The organism is Pseudoalteromonas sp. S1650 (assembly GCF_005887195.1).
GTDB lineage: Bacteria > Pseudomonadota > Gammaproteobacteria > Enterobacterales > Alteromonadaceae > Pseudoalteromonas > Pseudoalteromonas simplex.
In genome coordinates this window covers 1-13,539 of the sequence record NZ_PNDF01000054.1, presented here as the reverse complement: position 1 = coordinate 13,539, position 13,539 = coordinate 1, and the positions used below count along the sequence as shown (strand labels likewise).

Here is a 13,539-nt window from a genome sequence, read left to right as displayed (position 1 = left end):
TTTAGGCGCGAGTAGTTCACAAACTCTTTTCTGGGATTTACTTTGTTTACTTGCTCTCTCAAATCTTCTGTGAAGTTCTTTTTCTAGTGTAGGGGCATCCTCACTATAGATCATGGCATGTATATCAAATGATAATGGAGCAAAGGCACCTCTGAGCCTTTTTACTCTATCAGGTGGCTTTAATTGAGCAAATTTTAATTAAAAATCTAATGAAAATTAGGATTTAGATGGAAATATAGATTTTAAAATATCTTCAAATCAATAGTCATGGCTCTATGTTTAATGAAGTGTTTTAAGAAAAAATTAACCGGATATACAATCATTGCAAGCATGGTTGGTCAAACCATTGCTGTATCAGTAATTGGGGTATGGGCTGGGTTACTATCGATTGCCACTCCATTTGAAACAGCTATTGCTGCACAGGAACGGTTTGACCAAATTCAGCAAAAATACAAAACTGATGATCCAACAAATAACCGCTCCGATGATCAACGTTTAAATCAAACGTTATTAAAATACCCACATCAAACAGTCATAAATCCAAATCGAGAAAATGAGATAATTCAAAAATACTACCTAACCCCACAGACATCTAGAACAGTTGATTTGTCTGCTTATGGTAATTATGGAGACAATGCACAGCAGCAGATTGAAGATAGCGTAAATGTTGCGAGAGACATGTCAAAGTCAGCTGTTGTTCCATCGACTAATGCTAGTGGAGGTTTAATTACAAATTATAGTAATGGAGGAGTTTCGCTTACAAAAGATGATAGTGGTAATTATGTTGGGACTATTGATGAATCAAAAGTTACTGAGCATGTTTCTAATCAAAACGAGTACACTAGCTCAGAGCTAAATCACTCTCAAACAACATTTGAGGCAGACAGTCACTATGGTAATGAGACAGAGTTTTATGCTTCAGGAACCACTAAAATAAACAGTTTGAAAACTGACACTGCTAGTGATGCAACTGTATACCAAACAATTCAATCAATTCAGAATGACAATAAACTCCCAGAAATAAACCCCAGAAGCAGTATTTTCAATTACGGATTTAATGAAGTTAATGATGCCCTTGACGGTACCGGATCATGGTTATCGTCATGTACAGATGAGTCAGTTGACATAACACGTGAATTTACATCAACACAATCAACAAATCATTTATGTATGCAACCCCTTGCAAGCAATAGCTTATATTGCGAAGTTGAAAGAGCTACACCAGTTGCTTATGACGTAATAGTGCAAATGGCGGGTAAGGGTAAGCAGTTTTTAACAGTAGAATTTGACCTAAAGAAGCAAACTGCTAAGACAATAGCCCCAACCGATTCAATTGCAACAGAGCTGAAATTTGAAGGTCCAAGTTTTGAAGATTTCTGCACAGTTAATAATACTAATATTAATAGGGTAAGCCTTGGTGCTTGGCCTAACACCACACTAGATGGAAGTATTGATGAAAGTACTTGGATTCGAGAGTTGCAAGCGCCAACATGTGCAAATGGTTTAAAAGGTATTTTCCAAGTTGAAGATAAAACTGATGATGGTGGTGATACAAAATGGATCTTGAACGCTCAAGTAAGATACAGGTTTACTGGTGAAGTAGGGGAAAACAAGCAGTATCCAGCTGGTTGCTATGATGCGATTGAAAGTGAGCTTAAGGAAAGCAATGGCTTAGCAGGGTTTAGAGACACTATTAGTGGTGGTACTGAAAGCCGGTTTGAAGGTTTTTGTAAATTTGATAGCTATACAAATATCGAAGTTGGTAGCGTTGGATTACCCCCAGAAATATTAGAAACAGTCCCTCCTTTTTATAATGGTGATACAGGAAATAAAACTTGGAGAGTTAACCTTGATGGATACAATTGTGATCCTACTAAAGGTGAAGATTACTGTATTTTAACTCGGAGAGCCACAGAGGAAGAAAAAGCAGCAGGGATAGAAGATGAATTCCAATGTTATTCCTGGTATGAGATAGAATCTCAACCAAACCACTGCACTACCTACCAAACTGATACGCAATGCCAAGAAATTGAGAGAACATGTGCTGAAGGGTGGCTTTGGGAGCGAGATGACGCCGATGATATTTGCTTCGCTTACACAATTAAGTATCAATGTGATGAAGAAATTGTTTCGACTGTAACAAGCTCCGTAACACAGAATACCTGTGCGGCTACATTGCCTTGTGTTGGAGGGAATTGTGAAACATCAAATAGTGAAGTTAATGATCAATTCGCAGATGTTCTTGCTATGGCTACAGTAATACAGCATATGGAAGATGGGATGAACTGTGAAGATCCTACAGACCCATCAACGTGCACTATTTTTGAAGGTGAAGGTAAATTTTGCTCTTGGGAGCCAAGCGGTTTAGGTAATGACTGTTGTGAGGCTCCTGATGGTGTTGATATTTATGAATATGCACGAGCTGCTTATGGCATGCTACAAGCAGATGCATTTGTAGCTGGCCTAGATGGAACCGGCAATGCTGTAGTAGGCGGCTATCAGAGTCTGAGAGAACCTATTGCTAATGCAGCTACAACTGCTGGTGAAGCTGTTTCAAGCGCCTGGTCTTCAGTTTCTACGGTGTTTACTGATGCGGCAAGTACTGCGGCAGGTAATGCAGCAGGGGAGGTGGTTGATGCATCTGGGGCCGCAATAGATATTTTATCGGATCAAGCTATTGAAGAACTACAGCAAATGGTTATGAACTACGTTTATGATTCGATTCCAGAGGAATTAGCGCAGGCATTAATGAAAAAAACCGTTGAAAAAGGAGTATCTACAGTGGTGCTATCAGAAGGAGCGAGTCAAGCTGTAGCGGTAATTGGTTATGTATATGCTGCATACATGGTGTATCAATATATTAAACTAGCTTTAAATTTGCTCACTGCTTGCCACGAGTATGAAATGGATATGGGAGTTAGGCTTGCTACGAAACAATGCATTCCCGTAGGAAAGAAATATTGTGCTGAAGATGCTTTGGGTGTCTGCTATCTACGTCGTCAAGATTATTGCTGTTATGACTCCATCCTATCTCGAATAATAATGGCACAAGCATCCTCAATGCTTGGCCATGACCTAGAAGAATATACAACAGAAGAAGTTGATGGTTCAAAATTAAGGAATTGTCCGGGGTTAACCCCTGAACAACTGTCTAACTTGGACTGGAATAAAATTGATTTAAGCGAATGGATTAACATAATGATCGAGTCTGGTATTGCTGATTTTGATCAAGACCTTGATAAGCTGACTGGTTCTGGTCGACTACTTAATAATGAAGGTCGAGAAAACGCTGTTGATAGAACAACACAAAGAGCTGTTGACGCTGAACTGGCTGAGAGAGCTATTGAAACAAGAAGTATAATAAATGCAGATGATATTGATTGTTCATATGTGCCGAGACCATTGGCATGCTACTTCCTTAATGATGATTAATGATTATAAAGTTGCGCAATATAAATAATAAAGTACGATAGAGTCACTTTCGGGACAAACTAGAAAATCTATGAAAAATATAACTAAAATAGCCTTAGCTTCCGTCGTGGCATTAACTTTATCAGCTTGTTCGTCAACAAAAGAGCCAATTGTGTTTGATAGCTTTCAAGCAAATGAGAATGACTCATTTGCAAAAACAACAATGCGCTTAGCTGGCAGCAATAAGTTTATGGATAGTGCTGACGGAAAGTCAGGGACTCGCAAAGTACCTGGATCGAGTGTAATGGCTCTAGGTCAGCTGTTAATGTTAGATTTTACTGGAGCAGCCAGTACAGCTATTAATGATAGGATCATTGAAAACGAGCCTTTAGCTAAGAACGCTCAATTTATTGTTAAGGTTGATAATGTAGACCAATCAGTGCTTGCAAATCCTGAAGGTATTATTGCTAGAGCTTCGAAAAAGCTTGATGAAATAGCTGCCAAGAAAGGGCTCGAAATAGAGTCAGAAAGAACAACAAATATTCAGCGAATCATCAACTATAAAAACAAAAATCAATGTGAAAATTTGCTTCTTGCTCTGAGTACCTGCGGACAATACCTTGGGCTTGGTCGAGTTTCTTCATATGATCAAGAAAATAAGTCTGCATATGTAACTTTTGAAACAAAAGGGACAACTGTGTCACTGCATTTAATGAGCGGTTACATGGGGGATGATGTTTACTTGTATCACCCAAGAAAATTAGGATCAGGTAACTGGGATTACAGTTGGGCTATGTACGCAGGTTCTCATATAGTCATTCACAAAGGAAAAATACATAAATTTATTACCGGCCAACAGGTTGATGATGGTGTGGATATTAGTGAACTGCGATATTTGTTTATTGAAAATTGGAAAAAAAATGACAAGAGCGAATACAACGAAAAGTATCACAAAAACCCTAAAGACAAAGGTAAATACTTATACGATTATCACTTAAAAGACATGAGCTTCACTGAATTACCGCTTGATACTAAGTTGTAAATTTACTTACTTTTGAATTTAGTAGGTTTATTAATATATCACTGTCCAATGCTCCACGTTTGGTATTACGAACACTGGTCTGGGCGAAATAGCCAGCCTTTTTAGGCCGGTTTTTTCATTTCTTATCCTTAGGTAAATTTATTTTTCTGAGTTGTTGTTTGAAATATAAGATTTATTTATAGTATTCAAAACTATACTAATCTGTACTAATTCCTATCTTAGATAAAGTAAAAAACTAGATCTCAGTTCATTAGATCAATAGCACTTCTTATATTAATCTACTAAAACTCACCCGCACTAATTGGTTTAGTTACCATGTTAGACAAAGTTCTTGCGCAAGTTAAAACAGATAATTCAGGTTTATTGATTGAAGTACCAGTGTTGCTTAGCGAATATGGTGTATTTGATCCCTTACTTGATTACGTTATAAGCCAGTCGTACATTAAAATTTTGCCATGGGTGAATCGCATTACGTTTGCTTTGCACCTTTAGTTGGATGATGTGTTTTACGACCCAGAAAACCTAAGCGGTGTGATAGTTCGCTTGTATCATCCTGAAGACATTGGTTACAGTTTTTGCAGTCAAGTGAGCTAATGTAGTATTCGCACTTTATGAATATTACTTATGTGCCATTAGCGGTCACTCAATCTTGACACCAAGTGATCAAAAACCAATCGAATACGTTGTGGTACTGGACCACGTTGAGGGCGATAAATATATAAATCCCAAGGCACCGGCTCGACTTCTTCTAACACTCTCACAAGTTTCTCTTGGCGTAATAAGTCTTGGACCAAAAAGTCAGGAATTTGAGCAAACCCCAGTCCATTTTGTATAGCCATTAATTCAGCTTCGGTGTCGGCACTTCGAAAACGTGTTATGGATGGGGTCCACTGTCTGTCCATGGAAAAAACCCATGGCCAAAGCTTTCCCGTATTGCGATCTACTAACCCTGTAGCTGGCAAGTGGTTTAGATCTTCAATAGACGCAGGCTTTCCCACTCTATTTATTAAGTCAGGCGAAGCCACGACATACATATTAATTTTGGTGAGCTGGCGGGCAATAAATCGACTATCCCTCATGAAGCCGATACGAATCCCGATATCTATTTTTTCGTCAACGACATCCACGCGCTCGTCACTGAGTGTAAGGTCTATATCCAATTGAGGATGTATTGTTGAGAGTTCCAGTAATACTGGCATTAAGCATTTATGACCAAAACCAACAGGCGCTGCGATACGAACCCGCCCTTGTAATTCATTACCCGAGTTAGGGGCGCTTGTTTGAAACAATTCATCTACAGCGCGCAGGCGTTCTTTTGCTATCAAAGCAAATTTTTCTCCAACTATAGTCACTTGTATGTGTCGAGTATTTCGATGAAATAAAAGCTCCCCTTGTAATTGCTCTAACTCCTTCACTGCTCGTGTCACTGCCTGAGGAGAAATTCCCAGACGGTTAGCCGCTTCTTTAAAGCTGCGAGACTCAGCAGCGGTACAAAATATCCGGAGCATTTCTAATCTGTTAAGCATCACAGTCACATTCAGTTTTGATATGAATACATTAATACTATTCCATTTTTAGGAATTGTGAAATTAAAACTTTTCCATTTATTAATTTCTGAAGGTAAGTAATAATTTGTTTGTTATTTAGACAGAGTCATTCATTCAACTGATTTGAGGATATTAACTATGAGCAGTGTTTTAGCAAACAACATCAGCAGTAAAGTCGTTGTTATCACCGGTGGTAGCAGCGGTTTAGGCGAAACAACAGCAAGATATCTGGCTAGTCTTGGTGCGTCAGTAGTGTTAGGTGCCCGCCGTATCGAGAAGCTTGAAGCTATTGCTGCTGACATTCGCTCAGCAGGCGGAAAAGTTGCGGTTCAAGCGACAGATGTGACTAGCCAGGACGAAGTGAAGGCCCTTGTAAATCTTGCACAAGAGCGCTTCGGTAAAGTTGATGTGGTTATCAATAATGCAGGGTTAATGGCTATTGCACCGTTAGCTGAGACTCGAGTTGACGAATGGGATCGCATGATTGACATCAACGTTAAAGGTCTGCTGTATGGAGTAGCCGCAGCGCTTCCGATTTTTCAGGCTCAGGGAACAGGCCACTTTATCAATATTTCATCCGTAGCGGGTGTCAAAGTATTCAGTCCCGGCGGCACGGTTTATAGCGGAACCAAATTCGCTGTTCGCGCTATTGCCGAAGGCTTACGCCATGAAGTTGGGGGTAAAATTCGTTCAACAATCATTTCACCAGGTGCAGTCGAATCTGAATTAAAACATGGAAGTTCAGATACTCAGGGTGCAGCCTTTGTAAAAGATTTTTATCAGCAAAATGAAATTCCATCTGAATCTGTTGCTCGTGCTATCGCATACGCAATTGAGCAGCCTGCGGATGTGGATATCAACGAGATTGTTCTGCGCCCAACTGTTCAAGAATTTTAATTCGTTTAATAAAAGACCTATTAACCAGCGGGTGATTTAACCACCCACTGAATATTCAGTTTGTGAGGTTATTGATGACAGCGTTAAACAGACAAATGCGTGCTTTGGTATTAGATAGCTATGAAGAGGGTACAGCATTCCGGGATGCCCTGATTAACTTACCCTCGCCATCAGCAGGTCAGGTGCAAGTAAAAATATTTGCAAGTGGAGTCAATCCTATTGATTACAAGATCCGCCAAGGTATCGCTCCTTATGCCATGCCGGAATTACCCGCAGTACTTGGCACCGATTTAGCTGGAGAAATTGTTGCTATCGGCGACGGCGTCAGCGACTTTGCAGTAGGTGATGCAGTTTATGGTCTGACTGGCGGAGTGCGAGGATTGCAAGGATCACTGGCTGAATATGCCAACGTAGATGCTGAGTTACTTGCTCTCAAACCGAAAAATTTGTCCATGCGTGAAGCTGCGGCTTTACCTCTGGTTGCACTTACCGCTTGGGAAGGTTTGGTTGACAAGGCGAATGTTAAAGCGGGCCAGAAAATCCTTATCCAAGGTGGAGCTGGCGGAGTTGGACATTTAGCTGTGCAAATTGCTAAGGCCTTAGGTGCCGACGTTTATGCCACTGCATCGACTGGAAAACAAGAACTGCTCAAGGCGCTTGGTGCCACGCCGATTGATTATCACACTGTAAGCCCTGCTGACTACGTGGACGCATACACCCAAGGCAAAGGATTCGATATCGTTTACGACACTGTCGGTGGCTCTGTACTCGATGCCTCATTAGGTATCATTGCACATTATGGACATATTTTAAGCTGTGCTGCATTCAGCTCACATAATCTGGCACCGTCGTCATTGCGCTCTGCAACATTGTCAGCGATTTTTGTGTTACACCCACAGCTCAGCGGAGAGGGGCGCAAACATCATGGCGACATTCTGCGGCAAATTACGGCTCTCGTTGAAGCTGGACAAATTAAGCCACTACTCGATCCGTTACGCTTTTACCTTGACATGGCAATGGATGCACATAATGCCGTAGAGTTGGGGTCCATGGGTAAAGTAGTTATTGATGTAATTGCTTAAAAGGTCATTGTTGAGGATGCATATGAGCCCAAGAAAACTAGTTCGAACTGTTCGTTTCCATGAATTAGGTGGTCCCGAGGTGTTAACTATTGACTCGCTGGCGAGTCCAAGTTTGCAGGCCACTGATGTTCGTATTGCGGTCAAAGCTGTTGGCCTCAATCGTGCTGATGCCATGTTTAGGCGAGGCAACTATATAGAAAAGGCTGACTTCCCTTCGCGAATCGGCTATGAAGCATCCGGGATAGTCATTGAAATCGGGGAAGAGGTAGATCATTTACGCCTTGGGGACGAGGTTTGCATTGTCCCTCAGATGGGGCTTTCTCAGAATGGCTGCTACGCAGAAGAGATTGTCGTACCAAGTGAATATGTGGCACTCAAACCAGCAGGGCTAACCTTTGCTGAAGGCGCAGCAGCTTGGATGCAGTACCTGACAGCTTATGGCGCTTTGGTCGAAATTACTAACGTGCAAAAAGGCGATGCAGTACTGATAACCGCCGCATCGAGCAGTGTTGGATTGGCTGCGATTCAAATTGTGAATTCTCTGGGAGGTATCCCTATCGCTACAACTCTAACAGGAGCTAAAAAGGCTGCTGTGCTCAAGCCTGGCGCGGCCCATGTGATTGCAACCCAAGAAGAACCGCTACTGGATAGCTTGAAAAGCATCTTGGGAGCAAACAATTTAAAAATCGCATTTGATGCTGTCGGTGGGCCGCAGATAGCTGAAATTGCTGAAGCAATGAGCCCTGAAGGAACAATAATAGTACACGGAGCATTAAGTCCCGAAACAACTCCTTTTCCCTTAAAAATAGCACTTCGTAAAAGTCTGACAGTTAGGGGGTATGTGTTTACTGAGGTTATAAAAGACATCGAGCGTTTTCGCAGAGCAAAGCAATTTATCCACTCGGGTTTATCCGAAGGAACACTCAAGCCTGTCATTGATCGAAGCTTTAAATTTGAAGAGATAGTAGCAGCTCATCACTATCTGGGGTCAAATCAGCAGATTGGTAAAATAGTGGTCGTACTTGATTAACAGATGAAGGAAAACTTTATCTGTGTGTTGTGCTGGATCTGTTTAACCATGTCGTTGTAGGCTGGTTAATACATCACCGACAGGATAGAAAAATGGTTCTGCGAGCGGTGGAGATGGCTGTCTGGCAACGTCCTGAAGCGACACAGGCAATACTGCATTCGGATCGTGGAACGCAATTTACCAGCGGCAATTATCAACGGTATTTAAAAAAGCAACGACTTATTGGGGAGCATGAGTGCTGTCGGTCATTGTGCCGATATACTTTTTTACATCGAGCGGTTTCATAATCCAAGAATGCGACTTAGAGTAGCTAATCAAGACAGGTAGTTTACAAACATTTTAAACCGTCCGTAGAAACGGGGGAGAACCCCCGCCAGAACAATAAGACAAAGGGGTAGTGTATGGTAATTAACGATCTTCTCTGGCGGCGACCACGCCATCACATGGATGTCGATGAAACCCACGACCACGTGCACTGGGTGGAACTTTTCTTCGATCTGGTCCATGTAGTGACAATTTTCATTCTGGGGAATTACCTGTCCCATCATCTGGGGTGGCAAGGATTCTGGGTGTTTACGGGAATGTTCCTGGCGATTTTCTATGCCTGGGCAGACAGTTCGGTCTATAATTCGCTGTATATCTCCACGGACATGCCGCATCGAGTGGTGATGGCACTTAAGATTGTCACGATGATGACCATCGCGGCGGCAATTCCCGACGTGGGAGGTGAAGGCTGGACGTATTTCGCGCTGGGCTATGCGTTGAATCGGGCGCTGACGGCCTATCTTTACTGGCGGGCGCGCTGTACCGACAACGCGGGCAATACGCTGGCGCAGGAACAGGGGCGGAATTTTTTCGTGTTGGCCGGGGTGTTCGCACTGTCGGCTTTTTTGCCCACACCGGTCGCCTACTGGGTGTTTGCCGCCGGCGTGGCAGCAATTCAGCTGCAGTACATGCTGCCGCGCGTAGGCACGCTCCGCTTCGAACGCTTTGTGCCTCAACTCGGACACATCTCGGAGCGCTTCGGCCTTTTGATGTTGATCTTGCTGGGTGAAGGCTTCTTTAAGCTGGTGGTCACGCTGGCCGACAAGGGCGTCTACAAAGTCAGCGCGGGTACGATGTTCAATGTGACCATGGGCGGCTTGTCCCTCTTCGCGCTGGCCTGGACTTATTTCGACTGCGCCGGCAATGCAAAACCGAAGAGCCGCACCAGTGCCGTGCTTCTGAGATACTGGCTTGCTCACATCGCGATTTTGTGGAGTGCGGTGACGATTGGCGTTGCGCTGGCCGGAGAAGTCTACGTCGGCCTGTGGGAGCCTTATCCGCCCGGCTACGCCGCGCTTGGCTCGGTCGGCCTTGCGGTTTTTTTAGCTTCGCTATGGGCGCTGCGTCGAACTGTGGCTGATGCCGCCGACAACTACCATAGCGCCGGTCTGAGGCTGTTCGGCATTGTCATGGCGCTGGTTGTGCTAGCCTTTCATCCCCTCGTACCGTCGATTGTCAGCAACGGGCTTTGGGTCCTAGCGCTGTTCTCGCAGATTGGTGTGCCGATTTTTCTAGCGGTAAGAGATACGCGCCGGTCTGATAAAATGCTGTGATGGAACATGGCTATGCCCATGCAATTTGACAGATAGCCGTCAGGGATTTGATGCGCTCTTCTTATGCTCATTAAGCCGGCCTTTTCGTGATCAGTGATTGTCCGTCGGCGCTTCGTCCTCAGTTAGCCGTGCGTCCTCCCGCATGGCGTGCCCCTTCTAAAATAACTGAGCCAATAATGTTCTATTCTGGTTACTTTAATGAACGTAATGTGCCTTAAGGTAATCAATTTGGCACTTTGTGCCTCTTATGTTTTCTGTTCAGCGTGTGCGCAATTTGCTCTGATTTTTTTACTATTTTCAGACTTAGGAGGCTGCTGTAAAAGGAAAAGCTGATAGTCTGACATATATCGAATTTATGATAAAAGGAAAATTAATAATGCCTAATTTCGATCCAAACTTTGAATCTACTCGCTTGGCTATGCTTTCAAAACAACACCCTGACATTGTGAAGGTGTCGGGTGAGGGAGTGTTTCGTGCGGAAGATGACGAAGACCGCCTAAGCGGAACATTTTGGACTCTTGAAGATGAGATTTTTGATTAGGTCACCGAATCTGGCTTCAAGCTATACTTGCTTGAACTTCTGGATAATTTCATAGAATACCGGGGTCAATGTAACGAGCTTCAGAAAAAGGAAGGGATTGTACGTTTCGCTGGTGGCACTTTAAATATTGAACAATTAAATTAAACGTAGCTTAATGTAGTGTCCAGTTTTACTGGATTAGATCACTTTATCTTCATTTGAATAATGACTTTAATGAGCTATTTTTGTCGTTCCAGTAATATAGAAGAAATGGAATTGCACCTTCTTTAATCTCTTCTGCTGAATAGAACTTCTCTGTATTGAAAGCTTTAAAATAAATTCCTTGGGAATAAGCTTTAACTGTTGAGGAAAGAATGAACGCCAAATAGATAAAAACAAGAATTGAGGTAAATATTGTTAATGATGTGGAAATTTGCATCAATGCAAAAGTAACAAGCAATAAAACCATTAGATGGGATAAACTTCTAATTTTATTAATTTTGATTTTGGTCATACATAAAAACCTATTTAAGTTCCTTCTTAAATTTCACCTATTATTCTATTCCTTGTGAGTCTATCTAGTCAATCTGTAGTATCTATATGAATTCAAATTTTCACAAAATATTATGAATTTTTGCTTTTTTTACTGCAACTCTAGGTTTTTCACTAAGTATTGTGAATTTGTTGTCCTGTTGATTATATCCCTCTATTATTCATAAATATCTGTGAATTTTGGTGATCAAAATGGAAATATCTGTTAGTTCAGCAAAGCAATTAGGTAAATTAATATCAGCTGTTAGAAAAAGCCAAGGGTTAGACCAAAAAACAATTGGAGAATTTTCGGGTAATAGTATCAATACGGTAGGTGACTTTGAAAAGGGGAGTGGTTCATTGTCCGTTAGCAGGTTATTTGATTTGATGGAGTCACTTGGTATTGAAATGAAAATAGACTTCGCGCTGCCTCCATCAGATACTTCAGCGCAAAAGAAGCTAATCAAACGCATTAGTGAGATAGTTGATAATGGATAGATCGCTCACAGTATTTGTAAGTACAAAAAAAATGGGTGAGTTAAAGGATGTGAATGGTTTTTGGGCATTTGAATATTCACAAGAGTGGGTTAACTCAGATAAAAACTTCTCCTTGTCACCGGATATACCAATTCAAAATGAAATGACGTTAGATACAGGTACTAAACGTCCTGTTCAGAGCTTTTTTGATAATCTTTTACCCGAAGAAAACGCGCGCAAATTATTAGCAAAAGATGCGCAAGTTGACTACTACGATTCATTTGCATTACTAGAAGTGTCAGGTATTGAGTCAGCTGGTGCCTTAATAATGTTGCCTAAGGGGGGTGTCTTGCCAGATCCAAGTGCTGAGCCTCTAGAATTATCTGCTCTTTCAGAGAGGATAAAAGCTCTCCCTAAAGCACCATTGAATAAGAGAAAAGGTAGTAGGATGTCACTCGCTGGGGCACAATATAAAATGCTAGTTATAAAAAAAGGCTCTGATTTTTTTGAAGGTAATGCAGGTACGCCTTCCACTCATATATTGAAACCAGATCATTCAGAGCCTGATGATTATTGGCAAACGACTTGTAATGAATGGTTTGTTATGAGGCTTGCTAAAATGATGGGTATAGATGTACCAAAAGTGGAGTTATTGTATGTACCTGAGCCTATCTATTTAGTTGAAAGATTTGACCGTTATGGTAAATACCCGAATCAAGAGCGTCGACACATTATTGATGCGTGTCAACTGTTGAGTTTTGGTAAAGATTTTAAATATGCAGCTTCAACTGTTGAAACTTATAAGAAGATATTGGGCAAAGTTCGGACTAAGGCACAAGATACAATAAAGCTATATCGCTGGGTTATTTTTAATTTTCTTATAGGAAACGGTGATGCACACCTAAAAAATATTAGCTTTTATTATGGGGATGGGGATCCACAGCTGACACCATTTTATGATTTATTGTCTACGATAATATATGTGCAAGAAGGGACTAAACCACTTGAGCAAAAATTATCAATACCGATAAATGGAAAAGAAACATTTGATGAATTAAGGCGAGATGATGTTTTGGCTTTTGCAAATGAAATTGGCATGCCAGGCAAGGGAGCTGCAACTTACTTAGATTCCATGGTTAAAAACATTCAAGGTGTATTTGAGATTCTTTACAAAGAAGTCCTAGAAATGCCAACTACTCCTACACGCGCTTTAGAGTTACGTATGCTAAGGGAAATACAATATAAAGTTTTAAATGAAATGGTGGAAAGGTTAAGAATTAGCTAGTTGCATCAACTAAAGTAAGTTGAAGCGCGAATTCAACCCCGAAGTGCACCACTCGCTAAATTAGGCCGCATTGCGTAATTCGTTAAACACAACGACAGGCTGTTTGTAACCTAGGCAGT

The 13,539-nt window shown here is 41.7% G+C and carries 12 protein-coding genes and 1 pseudogene; 11 read left to right on the top strand and 2 right to left on the bottom strand.

Going from position 1 to position 13,539, the window contains the following annotated elements; all coding sequences use genetic code 11:
• Nucleotides 1–267: 267 nt before the first annotated feature.
• The 3 genes from traN to CWB80_RS16190 all read left to right on the top strand — a co-directional run bounded on the left by traN (nucleotide 268) and on the right by CWB80_RS16190 (nucleotide 4,945).
• On the top strand, nucleotides 268–3,432 hold the full coding sequence (gene traN / locus CWB80_RS16200; protein WP_082423023.1) for a conjugal transfer protein TraN: 3,165 nt from the start codon (nucleotides 268–270) through the stop codon (nucleotides 3,430–3,432).
• Between the two features lie 70 nt (nucleotides 3,433–3,502).
• A complete protein-coding gene (locus CWB80_RS16195) occupies nucleotides 3,503–4,453 on the top strand; it encodes a hypothetical protein (RefSeq protein ID WP_138602614.1) in 951 nt (316 codons plus the stop codon).
• Between the two features lie 315 nt (nucleotides 4,454–4,768).
• Entirely contained in the window at nucleotides 4,769–4,945 is a 177-nt protein-coding gene (locus CWB80_RS16190; RefSeq protein WP_212751223.1) for a hypothetical protein, read from the top strand.
• A gap of 140 nt (nucleotides 4,946–5,085) precedes the next feature.
• Here CWB80_RS16190 and CWB80_RS16185 read toward each other — a convergent pair whose 3' ends face one another.
• A complete protein-coding gene (locus tag CWB80_RS16185) occupies nucleotides 5,086–5,979 on the bottom strand; it encodes a LysR family transcriptional regulator (protein WP_036973804.1) in 894 nt (297 codons plus the stop codon).
• Nucleotides 5,980–6,138: 159 nt separating this feature from the next.
• On the opposite strand from CWB80_RS16185, the gene CWB80_RS16180 reads away from it, so the two are divergent.
• The 6 genes and pseudogenes from CWB80_RS16180 (at nucleotide 6,139) to CWB80_RS22950 (ending at nucleotide 11,148) form a co-directional block, all read left to right on the top strand.
• Nucleotides 6,139–6,897, top strand: a complete 759-nt coding sequence (locus tag CWB80_RS16180; RefSeq protein WP_036973805.1) for an SDR family oxidoreductase — start codon at nucleotides 6,139–6,141, stop codon at nucleotides 6,895–6,897.
• 74 nt (nucleotides 6,898–6,971) lie between these two features.
• Nucleotides 6,972–7,979 carry a zinc-dependent alcohol dehydrogenase family protein gene (locus CWB80_RS16175; RefSeq protein WP_138602612.1) on the top strand — a complete coding sequence of 336 codons (1,008 nt, stop codon included), beginning with the start codon at nucleotides 6,972–6,974 and terminating at the stop codon, nucleotides 7,977–7,979.
• Nucleotides 7,980–8,001: 22 nt separating this feature from the next.
• On the top strand, nucleotides 8,002–9,009 hold the full coding sequence (locus CWB80_RS16170) for a zinc-dependent alcohol dehydrogenase family protein (RefSeq protein WP_138602610.1): 1,008 nt from the start codon (nucleotides 8,002–8,004) through the stop codon (nucleotides 9,007–9,009).
• A pseudogene (locus tag CWB80_RS16165) lies at nucleotides 9,009–9,336 on the top strand (transposase); the annotation flags it as partial. The gene CWB80_RS16170 and the pseudogene CWB80_RS16165, both read left to right, overlap by 1 nt.
• A gap of 74 nt (nucleotides 9,337–9,410) precedes the next feature.
• Nucleotides 9,411–10,607 (top strand): low temperature requirement protein A, encoded by a 1,197-nt coding sequence (locus tag CWB80_RS16160; RefSeq protein ID WP_138602608.1) that lies wholly within the window; start codon nucleotides 9,411–9,413, stop codon nucleotides 10,605–10,607.
• 376 nt (nucleotides 10,608–10,983) lie between these two features.
• Entirely contained in the window at nucleotides 10,984–11,148 is a 165-nt protein-coding gene (locus CWB80_RS22950; protein WP_235576281.1) for a hypothetical protein, read from the top strand.
• 193 nt (nucleotides 11,149–11,341) lie between these two features.
• Here CWB80_RS22950 and CWB80_RS16150 read toward each other — a convergent pair whose 3' ends face one another.
• Nucleotides 11,342–11,641, bottom strand: coding sequence for a hypothetical protein (locus CWB80_RS16150; RefSeq protein ID WP_036973809.1), 300 nt, complete (start codon nucleotides 11,639–11,641; stop codon nucleotides 11,342–11,344).
• A gap of 230 nt (nucleotides 11,642–11,871) precedes the next feature.
• Between CWB80_RS16150 and CWB80_RS16145 the strand changes: the two genes are divergently transcribed.
• Both CWB80_RS16145 and CWB80_RS16140 read left to right on the top strand, forming a co-directional pair.
• Entirely contained in the window at nucleotides 11,872–12,156 is a 285-nt protein-coding gene (locus CWB80_RS16145) for a helix-turn-helix domain-containing protein (RefSeq protein WP_055022221.1), read from the top strand.
• Complete coding sequence (locus CWB80_RS16140) at nucleotides 12,149–13,420, top strand: HipA domain-containing protein (RefSeq protein ID WP_235576282.1); 1,272 nt, start codon at nucleotides 12,149–12,151, stop codon at nucleotides 13,418–13,420. Before CWB80_RS16145 ends, CWB80_RS16140 begins: the two co-directional genes overlap by 8 nt.
• Nucleotides 13,421–13,539: the final 119 nt, after the last annotated feature.

Coding starts and splice junctions, on each gene's coding strand:
- CWB80_RS16160 (WP_138602608.1), top strand. CDS start 9,411: ATGGTAATTAACGATCTTCTCTGGCGGCGACCACGCCATCACATGGAT.
- CWB80_RS16195 (WP_138602614.1), top strand. CDS start 3,503: ATGAAAAATATAACTAAAATAGCCTTAGCTTCCGTCGTGGCATTAACT.
- CWB80_RS16180 (WP_036973805.1), top strand. CDS start 6,139: ATGAGCAGTGTTTTAGCAAACAACATCAGCAGTAAAGTCGTTGTTATC.
- CWB80_RS16190 (WP_212751223.1), top strand. CDS start 4,769: ATGTTAGACAAAGTTCTTGCGCAAGTTAAAACAGATAATTCAGGTTTA.
- CWB80_RS16140 (WP_235576282.1), top strand. CDS start 12,149: ATGGATAGATCGCTCACAGTATTTGTAAGTACAAAAAAAATGGGTGAG.
- CWB80_RS16170 (WP_138602610.1), top strand. CDS start 8,002: ATGAGCCCAAGAAAACTAGTTCGAACTGTTCGTTTCCATGAATTAGGT.
- CWB80_RS22950 (WP_235576281.1), top strand. CDS start 10,984: ATGCCTAATTTCGATCCAAACTTTGAATCTACTCGCTTGGCTATGCTT.
- CWB80_RS16145 (WP_055022221.1), top strand. CDS start 11,872: ATGGAAATATCTGTTAGTTCAGCAAAGCAATTAGGTAAATTAATATCA.
- CWB80_RS16185 (WP_036973804.1), bottom strand. CDS start 5,979: ATGCTTAACAGATTAGAAATGCTCCGGATATTTTGTACCGCTGCTGAG.
- CWB80_RS16175 (WP_138602612.1), top strand. CDS start 6,972: ATGACAGCGTTAAACAGACAAATGCGTGCTTTGGTATTAGATAGCTAT.
- CWB80_RS16150 (WP_036973809.1), bottom strand. CDS start 11,641: ATGACCAAAATCAAAATTAATAAAATTAGAAGTTTATCCCATCTAATG.
- traN (WP_082423023.1), top strand. CDS start 268: ATGGCTCTATGTTTAATGAAGTGTTTTAAGAAAAAATTAACCGGATAT.